This window comes from Mucilaginibacter sp. (assembly GCF_028288105.1).
In the GTDB taxonomy this organism is placed as follows: Bacteria; Bacteroidota; Bacteroidia; order Sphingobacteriales; family Sphingobacteriaceae; genus Mucilaginibacter.
The window spans coordinates 1-11294 of the sequence record NZ_JAQBOI010000323.1 but is presented as its reverse complement, the minus strand read 5'-3'; the positions used below and the strand labels follow the sequence as shown (position 1 = coordinate 11294).

Here is an 11294-nt window from a genome sequence, read left to right as displayed (position 1 = left end):
AAAAGATAGGGATTGTTACTGTTGATGTTTTAAAAGTGACCAAGCCTTACGATGAAACAAAAGATGTAGAAAATTACTATACCAACGGAAAGTTTTATACGGCAACACCCAATAACTTTTTCATATTTCTACCCGGCGAGATCCATCAGGCCAATATGAGTGCAGGCGGCAACAGCCCTGTAAAGAAACTGGTTATCAAAATAAGAGTGGTTAAATAGTTATTTAACGGCAAATGCCTGGTACCTTTTCATCGCTTCCACAAAATAGTAATCGGCATAAGTAAGCGGCACATCAATTTCTGTCCCGGCAGGGAAATGGCCAACGCTATGTTGCAAAATAAAGCCTCCGTTTGTACCGGGTTCTGCCTTATAAGCAGGCGATGACAATGTTCTGATGATAGATTGCGCGGTATTAAAATACTTTAAACCATCGGTTTTGTTTGTGTATCTGCAAAGTTCCAGTAATGCCGAGGCCATTATAGCACCGGCAGATGCATCGCGCAGCGCATTGGGGATATTGGTAGCATTAAAATCCCAATAGGGAATTTTATCAGCTGGAAGGTTAGGGTTGTTCAATACAAATTTGGCAATGTTGTTAGCCTGATCCAGATATTTTTTATCCTTTGTTTCGCGGTACATAACGGTGAAGCCATATAAGCCCCATACCTGCCCCCTTGCCCATGCCGATTCATTTGCGAAACCCTGCGCGGTTTTCTTTTCTTTTACAGCGCCTGTTTCGGCGTCATAGTTAATAACGTGATAGGAACTATAATCTGGCCGGTAATGATTTTTAATGGTAGTGTTTGCGTGTGTTACCGCTATTTTATAATAGCTGGAATCTCCGGTTTCTTTAGTGGCCCAAAACAGCAGTTCCAGGTTCATCATATTGTCAATGATCACCAAAAAGTCGGATGGTTTTGAATCCCATGATTTGATGGTACCCGTTTTGGGATTAAAACGTGTGGATAGCGATTTGGCGCTATTCAATAAGATCTGTTTATACTCTGGCGATGGATTAAGCCTGTTGGCGTTACCGAAACTGCAATACATCATGAAACCCAGATCGTGGGTATGGGTATTGTATTGCTCTTTGGCTAAAGCGGCCAGCATACGGTCGGCCTCGGTTAACAGGGCTTTGTCGTGATTTTCCTCGTAGATATTCAGCAGCGTACCGGGATAGAAACCGCTGCACCACCATCCCGAATTACTATTTTCCTGCTTATTTGTTTCCGGGTGATAGGTTTTGGGGAACTCGCCGGGTTTTAAATTTTTCGCCAATACTTTATACTGTGCATCAGCGTCAGCTAAATTCTTTTTAATAGTAGCCAGTAAAATTGGCTGTGGGGTGAATTTATTTTTTTGCTGCGCGATGCCGGGCAAGCTAATAATCAAAAGTAAAGCTGTGATGCAGGTAAGGTTTTTCAGTTTCATTCAATTATTTTTCTGTCGGATTTACGCTATCCGCTGTAATGTCAAATATATCTTTTAATGCTTTTTTAGCGGCATAGTATCCGCACATACCATGCACACCACCACCCGGCGGCGTTGAGGCTGAGCAAATATACATGCCTTTCTCCGAGGTTTTATATGGCGAGTAACGTAAGGCCGGCCTGGTGAATAACTGCCCCAGATCAATCACACCGCCGTTAATATCACCGCCAATATAGTTGGGATTATATTCCTCCATCTGCACGGTGTCCATAGTATGTTTGGCCAATATGACATCTCTGAAACCCGGTGCATAACGTTCTATTTGCTTTTCTATAGCATCGGTCATGTTCCTGGTAGAACCGCCGGGTACGTGGCAATATGCCCATGCCGTATGCTTGCCTTTTGGTGCGCGTGTTTCATCAAACAGGCTTTGTTGCGCCAGTAACACAAAAGGTTTATCGGGGTGCTTGCCGCTCCAGGTTTGCTGTTCCGCATCGCGGATCTCGTTCAGGGTATTTCCTATATGCACTGTTCCCGCTTTTTTACAAGCTTCGGAGATAAAAGGAATAGCCTCATTTAAAGCCCAATCTATTTTATAAACACCCATACCATAGCGGTAACGTTCTAACTGCCATTTATAAATAGATGAAAACTTATGCCCGGCTATCTGCAGCAGCTGTTTTGGTGTGATATCAAACAAAACAGCACGTGCCGATGGCAATTCCTCTAATGACTTTACATAAGTATCCGTTTCTATCTTTCCCCCCAACGATACAAAATAAGCTACCAGCGCATTGGCTATACTATTGGAGCCTCCTTTTGGTATAGGCCAGCCCTGCAGGTGCCCGGTTGCCATCAGCACTAATGCAATAGCAGATGTAGCCATATTGGTTAGGGGCTGCATAGCGTGTGCCGCCATGCCCGCAAGCAGCGCTTTCCCCTGTTTAGTTTTAAACTTATTGGCTAATAAGGTTGCGGGCTTTATAGCATTTAGTCCAAAGCTTGCCAGGGCCAGTGGGTGTTTTGGAAAATGCAGCGGGCCTAAAACATCGGCATCAATCAAAGGCCAGTTTTTGGTTACCGATCGCATTAAATCGCGGTAAGTATTTTCATCGGCTCCAAGGTGGAGCGCTGTTTCATCAATACTACGGCATAAAACCGCAGAATTAGCATGCTCTAATGGGTGCGCGGCATCAATCTCGGGGTAAATATAACTAAGCCCATGACCGGCCAGCGGCAGTGTTTTAAAAAATGGCGACGCGGCAGCCAATGGGTGTATAGCCGAACAAATATCATGTTTAAACCCGGGCAAAGTAAGCTCTGCAGTGCGCAGGCCGCCCCCTATTTCGCTTTTGGCTTCGAGCAGTAAAACTGATAAGCCGTTTTGCTGCATCAATATAGCGGCGGCTAACCCATTGGGGCCAGAACCTACTACAATCGCATCAAAATCTCGCTTATCGTCCATAGTTATGCTTTAGAAGTCTGAGTAAGCTGTAGGGTATAAAAATGTGATATCTCCCTTAGATACATTATTTTGAAACTCTTTCCTGCCCGAAAGATCTTTCCATTGTGCATCTTTTCCAAAAGCATCCCAATGTTTATCCCTATCTGCTTTATTGTTAAAAGTGGTTAAATACATCAGGTTAGGCATATGACTACCCGCAATAACGTTGCCATAAAATACCGGGTTAAAACCTAATCTGTCAAACAAGTCGGTTTCGCCGCTATTAAACATACGCACTTTATTATAGTTTAAAGCCTCTGTAGGGCTCTCGTAACTACGCAATTCGTATACGCGTTTAGCCCTTTCGCCTGTTAGTTTTATGGCAAGCGGTTGCGGGCGGGTTACAAATGCGGTAAGTATAATGGTTTCTACCCTGCTATAGGGTGCTTTATTATAGGCAGCATTAGTATAGTCCTGACTATTAACCGCAAAGCTGTTGGGCTCCTCTGCCGAAGCATTAAAGGTTTCAATGCTTTTCCAGGTTTTAAATGGGATGAAAACGTATATGCGCCTATCGGTTGTATCTGTTTCAACCGGTTTAAAAACACCAACATTATTAATTCCCTTTTTGTGTAGCAAAGGCAGGTAAGCATTTTTAAGGTAATTATCCAGCGTATTTTCCTGTGACTGTGTTTTAAAGTGGTAGATCTTTATCTGGTAATAATATCCACCGTTTGCAGGCTTGGCTAACAATGAAACATGAGACAAAATCAGCAGCAGCATTAATCCTGCAAAGCTGAACAGTTTTTTATTTGACATAGTGGTAATTTTTATAAGGCTAATTTATTCAAAATAACACATGCAACTGCTATAATGTAGCTTTATTTGGCTCCCATTCTATAAGTATATCCATCAGTTCCTGAAGTTTTAGTGGCTTGCTTAAGTAACCATTCATTCCGGCAGTCAGGCATTCCTCTTTATCCTCTATCATTGCATTGGCCGTCATGGCTATTATAACCGGCTGTTGCTCCATATTCTGGCGAATAAAACGGGTAGCTTCCAAGCCATCCATTTCTGGCATTTGCACATCCATCAATATCAGATCGTACTTTTTACTTACCAGGGCATTTATTGCTTCGTGCCCATTCTCAACCATATCTGGCTTATATCCCATCTTATTGAGGATGTATTTTGCCAGTTTTTGATTAATGGCATTATCCTCTGCAATCAAAATGGTCATGGGGTGATGTTTAGCAAAGTCTTCAGAGAAGGGAGTTTTAACAGGTTGCACCTCAATTTTTATCTCACTGTTCAATTTCAACTGCTCAATAATATGTTTATATAGCGCGTGGTGCTTAGTAGGTTTGGTTAAAGCTACATTAAACAAGTGTGTGTTTTTGCGGCTTTGCTCGTTACCCATTGATGTAAGTAATATGATAGGTACCTGGCTTTTCTCCCTTATCTTACGGGCCAGGCCTACGCCATCCAATTCGGGCATGTTCATATCTGATATTACAAGGTCAATAGTTTCCTTTTCAAGTTCCTTTAAAGCATCCATACCAGAGGCCGCCATAATTGGGATAAAGTTCCATTGCTTCAATTGTTCTTCCAGTATATCGCGATTGGTAGTATTATCATCAACAACCAGTATGCGTTTATTCTGTACCTCGGCAATGTTCAAATATACATAGTTACGCTGCGCCTTTAGGCCCGGTTTGGCAAGTATGTTAAACGAAAACGTTGTACCGCTTCCAACCTTACTTTTCACATTAATTTCGCCCCGCATTAGGGTTACCAGCTTTTCGCTGATGGCCAGGCCCAAGCCCGTACCGCCATATTTACGCGTAGTGCTGGAATCAACCTGCGAAAATGCTTTGAACAGGCGATCAATTTTATCCGGCGGTATGCCAATACCGGTATCACGGATCTCAAAAAGCAGGTCGAATTGATTATCAGTACTGCTTTTTAGCTTCACACATATGAACACCTCACCGTGAGTGGTAAATTTAATGGCATTACCCACCAGGTTAATAAGTACCTGCCTTAAACGGAAGGCATCAGCAATAATTTGAGACGGCACATTATGCTCCACCTGGTAAACCAGGTCGAGGTTGAGCTGGGCGGCTTTTTCGGCAAATACATCCAACACGGCCTCAATGCAATCGCGCAGGTCAAAGTCCTGCTCATCCAGCTCCATATTGCCCGATTCAATCTTGGAAAAATCCAGTACATCGTTTATAACATTTAGCAAGGTATCACCACAACTTTTAATGGTTTCAGTATATTCCTGCTGCTCGCTGTTAAGTGGGGTATTAGCAAGCAATGTAGCCATCCCCATAACCCCATTCATAGGGGTGCGTATCTCATGGCTCATGGTAGCGAGGAATATACTCTTCGCTTTATTGGCCTTCTCTGCATCTTCACGGGCTTTTTCTGCATCCTCGCGCAAAACGCGTTCGTCTTTAGTCATCTGGGCAAGACGCACAGTACGGTCTTCTACCTGTCTTTCAAGTATGGCCTTTTGCGCCTTTATAGAGCGTACACGTATAATAAATATGATATATATTAATAGCCCTACAAGGGCCAATACAAACGTTTTAAACCACCAGGTTAACCAATAGGGCGGTGTTGTTATAATTTCTAACCCTGTAGTAACCGGCGACCACACACCTGTTGTGTTCTGGTACCTTAGTTTAAAAACATAAGTACCGGCGGGTAAATTGGTGTAGGTTGCCGTGTTGCGTGTGCCTACGTAATTCCATTCCTTGTCAAAGCCTTCCAGTATATATGCATACTTTTTCCTGTCTGTAGATGTAAAATCAAGTGCGGCAAACTCCAGCGACACTACCGATTGCTTGTAGTTAAGCGTAATAGTTTTAGTATCGGCTATATCCAGTTTAAGGGGCGACGGGTCGTTTTCATCTATTGCCGGAACAATGTTTTTGTTGAATAATTTAAATGCTGTAATAACCAGCGGCGAAAAGCCATTTAGCTTTAATATTTGCCCTGGTGTAAAGGCGTTGAACCCATTTACCCCTCCAAAATATAACTTGTTATTCTTTCCCTTGAATGATGAGTGCGATTTAAACTCGTTCCCCTGCAAGCCATCTTCAATAGTATAGTTCTTAAATGTGCCTTTAGCCGGGTCAAATGATGATAAGCCGTTGTTTGTGCTTATCCATAATTTACCTGCATCATCCTCACGAACAGCGTAAATGATATCGCTTGGCAGACCATCTTTTTTTGTAAAAGCGGTAAAATGTTTTGTAACAGGATCGAGCATGTTAACACCCGAAAATGTACTGATCCACAAGTTGCCCTTACTATCCTCAAAAATATCGGGGACGTTATCGTTACTTATACTATTCTTTTTACTATTATATTCAAACCTCGTGAACTTGTTGGTTTTCTTATCCAGTAAGTTCAGTCCGCCATCAAAAGTACCTACCCACAGGTTATTATTTTTGTCCTCAAGCAAGGCATATACCTTATTGCTGCTTAGGCTGGTTGGGTCCTGGGGGTTGTTCACATATCTTATAAACTTTTTTGTTTTCTTATCATAATGATTTAAGCCATTATTATAGGTACCTATCCAGGTAGTATGATCTCTTGAGTGGATAAGCGCATATATATTGTTTCCAGCTAAACTGTTTGGATCATTTGGGTTATTTTTAAGATTAGTGAAGACATTTGTTTTAGGGTTAAAAATGCTTAGGCCATCGGCCCAGGTACCTAACCAAAAATCGCCTTCATAGTCCTGGTTAACAGTAAGTACATAATTGCCGGCTATGCTATTCTTTGATTTATCTTGTTTATAATGGGTTACAGTCCCTTCCTTGTTGTTAAACTTATTTAAACCGCCGCCATCGGTACCTACCCATAAATTTCTATCAGCATCTTCATAGAGCGCCAATACAAAATCATTAGAAAGGCTATTACTTAACGAGCTATGCCTGTAGTGCGGAAAGCTTTCGGTGCTGCGTTTAAACAGATTTATGCCACCACTAAATGCACCCAGCCACATATTGCCCAATCTATCCTTACATATACTGTAAATTGTATTACCATTGATGCTATTCTGGTCAATATCATCATGCTGATAATAGCTAATATTACCGGTTTCCGGCTTTAAAATACAAAGGCCGCCGTTATCGCTACCTATCCACAAATTATCATTTTCATCGGCATTTAAGCTGATGATAGTATTACTACTAATGGTGTTTTTAGCTTTTTCGTTATGCTTATAACGAATAAAGGAGTTGCTTTTTGGATCGAACAAATTAAGCCCTGCATCCTGGGTTCCTACCCATAACCTGTGTTTTTTATCCTCGAAAATGCAACTGATGTTATTGCTCGATATGCTCTTAGGATTTTGCGGGTTATGCTGATACTTTTTAAATGTACCTGTCTTTTTATCAAGAAGTTGCAGGCCACTGGTAAAGGTGCCTACCCAAATATTCCCGGCGGCATCCAGGTAAACAGAACTAACACTGTTATCGCTAATGCTACCTGGCGTGTTATTATCATGCCTGTAATGTTTTACGGTATTGTTATGGGTGTCCATATAATTCAGTCCACCCTGGCCCGAGATCCAGATATTGTTTTTTTCATCAACAGCCAGTTTGTTTAATATATTGCTCGATATGGTATTGGAGTTCTTGTCATCGTGCTTATACTGGATGATGCGCCCGCTTTTGCGCTCGAGTTTGTTTAGGCCTACAATCGTTGCCACCCAAATATTGCCTTCCTTATCCTCAATCACATCTGCCACCATACTGCTCGATAGGGATTTGGGATCCTGCGAATCGTGCCTGTAGGTAGTAAAGCTGTATCCGTCGTATTTATTAAGCCCATCACGTGTGCCTATCCACATAAAACCACGGCTATCTTGTATAATAGTAGCCACGTTTATTTGCGATAAACCTTCGCCTGGACCAATATGTTCAAACTTTAAGCTTTGATTTTGACCAAAACTGGTTAAAGCACAAAGTATAAGAATCGGCAATATAAAATGTTTAAACATTAACACCAGGGATTTCAAAACAGTAAGACTTAAAAAGCAGGAATTATATTGGTTTATAAATACTTATACGCAGTACGGTATAATAAGTTCAAAATACACAAAAAGAAACAAACACCAATTGCCAAAAAACAAAAAAAGCTCACCGCTGCCGGTAAGCTTTTTTACTAAATGTTTTAAACCTTATTTTAATTCCCTAACCCAAATATTACGGAAGCTAAGTGGTTCGCTCTTGTCGCCGTGTGCCTGTAATTTAATAGGGGCTGGGCCATGTGCTGCCCTGTAAGCGGGGGTGCCAATGTATTGTGTTGGGCCTAATAGTTCAATATTGTTTTCTACCAGTACGCCGTTAAATAATACCGTTACACGTGCAGGCGTTTTAACTTTATCACCATCAAATGTTGGGGCGGTCCAAATAACGTCATAAACGTTCCAAACGCCCGGTGGCTTTGTTGGGTTAGCTAATGGAATAAATTGCTTGTAAATACTACCAGCCATACCATTAACATAGGTTTTGTTATTGTATGAATCTAAAACCTGTAATTCGTAACCCGCATCGCCTTTACCTAACGAAGCTAAGAACACGCCGCTGTTGCCACGTGCCTGGCCTGTACCTGTAATGCTTGCAGGCACTTTCCATTCGATGTGTAACTGGTAGCTACCAAATGATTTTTTAGTTTCGATGTTACCTGATGATTTATTAACCGTTAATACATCACCTTTAACATCCCATTTTGCAGCGCCGCCGCTGGCAACGTCTACCCATTGATCAAGCCCGCTTTTACCGTCAAATAAAACAACGGCATCTGAAGGGGCCTCGCCCACTGTTTTGCCTGCTGTTACCACGCTTGGTACTGGCTCCCATTTTTCGGTATCTTCTGGTTTGCCGCTTTGTGCATTTGCCATATAGAATCCTCCTGTTAGCAATGCTGTAAATATTATTCTGTATTTCATTTATTTGTAATTTATAATTAGCTAATTATATGTGCAGTGAGTTTTTTAAATAAGCACTGCTTTGGGCTATGCTCTTATATGGATCGATATTAGTATAGTTTTCCTGCTCAACAATAAAATGTTTAATGCCGGCAAGTTTTGCATTACTTAGTATCGTTTTAAAATCAATACTACCGCTACCAATTTCGGTATTCAGCTCAGGATTTGTTTTATCCATATCCTTAACATGCACCATAGCAAAACGGCCCGGATGTTTTTTAAATATCGAAACCGGATCGTGCCCTGCGCGTACCACCCAGTAAATATCCATTTCCATGCTTACCAAATTTGGATCTGTTTCTGCTAAAATGGTATCGTAGAAAGTTGTGCCTTCTGTTTCTTTCCACTCGAAATTGTGATTATGATAACCCAATTTTAAACCGTGTTTTTTACAAACTTCGGCGGCTTTATTTAATTTATCTGCTATCGATTTAAAATCGGCAGCGGTTTTAATAAAATCGTGATTTAACGATGGAACAACAATATAAGTTTGACCGGTAGCTAATGCAGCCTCAATATAGCTGTTAAAAGTATCCATCTTACCCGAGCCGAAAAACTCGTCTAAACCATAGTGTCCGCTTGGGGTTGTTAAACCGTTAGCTTTTAATAAGGCGCTAAATTCTTTTGCGCTTAATCCCCAAAATCCGTTTTTTGCCGAATAACCAAAGGTTTCAACCTCGGCATAGCCTGCTTTAGCAACATTGGCAATTACACCTTTAACATCTTTAGGTAATTGATCGCGTAAGCTATATAATTGTAAGCCCGGGCCTTTTTTGCCTTTTGCCGAAAGTAATTGAGGTGCAAGCACCATACCTGCGGATACTAAGCCCGCCTGTACTAAAAATGTTCTTCTACTTGTCATTTATTTATATTGGTTGATGTATGTTTTATAGACCTGATGTGAACCATAAGGTTTAAACATCACAAATATGAACCGCTTTGCGTAACGATGCTATTTTATCTTTTTGCTTAGGGATAAACTCCTGCGCCACGTAGCCTTTATGTCCAACTTCTAAAACAGCGCGCATAATTGCCGGATAAAATAATTCCTGGCTTTCATCGATCTCGTTACGGCCCGGTACGCCACCGGTATGGTAATGCGCAATGTACTGGTGGTGCTCTCTTATATTACGTATTACATCGCCCTCATCTATCTGCATATGATATATATCATAAAGCAACTTAAAGTTTTCGGAACCCAGCCTTTTGCAAAGTTCAACGCCCCATGCGGTGTGATCGCACTGATAATCTTTGTGGTCTATTTTGCTATTAAGAAGTTCCATTACCAAAACAACATTGTGTTGCTCGGCAAGCTTCACCATCGGCTTTAAACCTTCAACGCAGTTTTTCCATCCTTCCTCATCGGTTTTACCACGGCGGCTTCCGCTAAAGCAGATCAGGTTTTTATACCCTTCTTTTGCAACCTTTGGTATCATATCCGTATACTGCTTATGCAGTTGTGCATGATACTGTGTATCGCCAAAGCCATCTGTAAGGTTTATTTCGGCACCATTACACATTGATGAAGTAAGCCCGTATTTTTTAAGCGTAGGCCAATCTGCCGGACCAACCAAGTCTATTCCTTTAATGCCGATATCTTTTGCTGCAGCGCAGAGTTGCTCTACAGATATATCGCCATAGCACCAGCGGCATACCGCATGGTTTATATTTCCTTTGAGTTTATCGCTCATTTGTTCTTTTTCTTCGGCTTTAAAAGACGATAGCATACCCGATGCGCCTATTGCAGCAGAACCTGCAAGCAAACTTTTTATTGCCGATCTTCTGTTTGTATCTGCCATGATTATACCTCAACCCTCCCAGTATTCGGTTCCTCGATATCTAAACCCGGTTTGGTTTGGATCTGGTTAGTATCCCTAAAGAAAGCTAAGAACACCACTAATACCACAGCTGCAATACCTGCAGGGATCAACCAGATGGTTGTCCAGTTATGAGCAGTTTCTGACACCTTGAATTTGTCTACAATTGGACCTGAAATATACGAGCCGATAAGCATACCCACACCGTAAGTAGCCAGGGTAATAAAGCCTTGTGCAGCACTTTTAAATTTCTCGCCGGCAAGGTTATCTGTATAGATTTGGCCTGTAACAAAGAAGAAATCATAACAGATACCGTGCATAACTATACCTGCAATAAGCATCCAATAGTTTGAACCGGTATCGCCGTAGGCAAAGAAAATGTAACGTAATACCCATGCCAGCATACCCACAGCCAGCATCTTTTTAACGCCCAGGCGTACAAAAAATAAAGGCATTAAGGCCATAAACACCAACTCGGATATCTGCCCCATTGATTGCTTACCTGCAGCGGCTTTCATACCAACCTCGTTCAGGAACGGATTTGTAAAATTGTAGTAGAATGCAAGTGGCACACATATAGCAACTGATGC

At 41.6% G+C, this 11294-nt stretch carries 9 protein-coding genes; 1 reads left to right on the top strand and 8 read right to left on the bottom strand.

Going from position 1 to position 11294, the window contains the following annotated elements:
* A partial coding sequence (locus JWQ85_RS21360) for a YhcH/YjgK/YiaL family protein (RefSeq protein ID WP_299471612.1) occupies positions 1-218 on the top strand: 218 nt, incomplete at its 5' end.
* On the opposite strand, the gene JWQ85_RS21355 is transcribed toward JWQ85_RS21360, so the two are convergent.
* From JWQ85_RS21355 to JWQ85_RS21320, 8 genes are all read right to left on the bottom strand, one after another.
* A complete protein-coding gene (locus tag JWQ85_RS21355) occupies positions 219-1430 on the bottom strand; it encodes a glycoside hydrolase family 88 protein (protein WP_299471610.1) in 1212 nt (403 codons plus the stop codon).
* A 4-nt stretch (positions 1431-1434) separates the two neighbouring features.
* Entirely contained in the window at positions 1435-2895 is a 1461-nt protein-coding gene (locus JWQ85_RS21350) for an NAD(P)/FAD-dependent oxidoreductase (RefSeq protein WP_299471608.1), read from the bottom strand.
* 9 nt (positions 2896-2904) lie between these two features.
* Positions 2905-3693: an NIPSNAP family protein gene (locus JWQ85_RS21345; protein WP_299471606.1), complete on the bottom strand. Its 789-nt coding sequence runs from the start codon at positions 3691-3693 to the stop codon at positions 2905-2907.
* A gap of 49 nt (positions 3694-3742) precedes the next feature.
* Positions 3743-7879, bottom strand: coding sequence for a hybrid sensor histidine kinase/response regulator (locus tag JWQ85_RS21340; RefSeq protein ID WP_299471604.1), 4137 nt, complete (start codon positions 7877-7879; stop codon positions 3743-3745).
* A gap of 198 nt (positions 7880-8077) precedes the next feature.
* Positions 8078-8848 carry a DUF1080 domain-containing protein gene (locus tag JWQ85_RS21335; RefSeq protein ID WP_299471603.1) on the bottom strand — a complete coding sequence of 257 codons (771 nt, stop codon included), beginning with the start codon at positions 8846-8848 and terminating at the stop codon, positions 8078-8080.
* 25 nt (positions 8849-8873) lie between these two features.
* Positions 8874-9749, bottom strand: a complete 876-nt coding sequence (locus JWQ85_RS21330; RefSeq protein WP_299471602.1) for a sugar phosphate isomerase/epimerase — start codon at positions 9747-9749, stop codon at positions 8874-8876.
* 52 nt (positions 9750-9801) lie between these two features.
* Positions 9802-10686, bottom strand: a complete 885-nt coding sequence (locus JWQ85_RS21325) for a hydroxypyruvate isomerase family protein (RefSeq protein ID WP_367186269.1) — start codon at positions 10684-10686, stop codon at positions 9802-9804.
* 2 nt (positions 10687-10688) lie between these two features.
* Positions 10689-11294 (bottom strand): MFS transporter (locus JWQ85_RS21320; protein ID WP_299471601.1); only part of this gene is annotated, 606 nt, incomplete at its 5' end.

Excerpts from the sequence above, each read along its gene's own strand:
- JWQ85_RS21355 (WP_299471610.1), bottom strand. The coding sequence starts at position 1,430 with ATGAAACTGAAAAACCTTACCTGCATCACAGCTTTACTTTTGATTATT.
- JWQ85_RS21350 (WP_299471608.1), bottom strand. The coding sequence starts at position 2,895 with ATGGACGATAAGCGAGATTTTGATGCGATTGTAGTAGGTTCTGGCCCC.
- JWQ85_RS21345 (WP_299471606.1), bottom strand. The coding sequence starts at position 3,693 with ATGTCAAATAAAAAACTGTTCAGCTTTGCAGGATTAATGCTGCTGCTG.
- JWQ85_RS21335 (WP_299471603.1), bottom strand. The coding sequence starts at position 8,848 with ATGAAATACAGAATAATATTTACAGCATTGCTAACAGGAGGATTCTAT.
- JWQ85_RS21330 (WP_299471602.1), bottom strand. The coding sequence starts at position 9,749 with ATGACAAGTAGAAGAACATTTTTAGTACAGGCGGGCTTAGTATCCGCA.
- JWQ85_RS21325 (WP_367186269.1), bottom strand. The coding sequence starts at position 10,686 with ATGGCAGATACAAACAGAAGATCGGCAATAAAAAGTTTGCTTGCAGGT.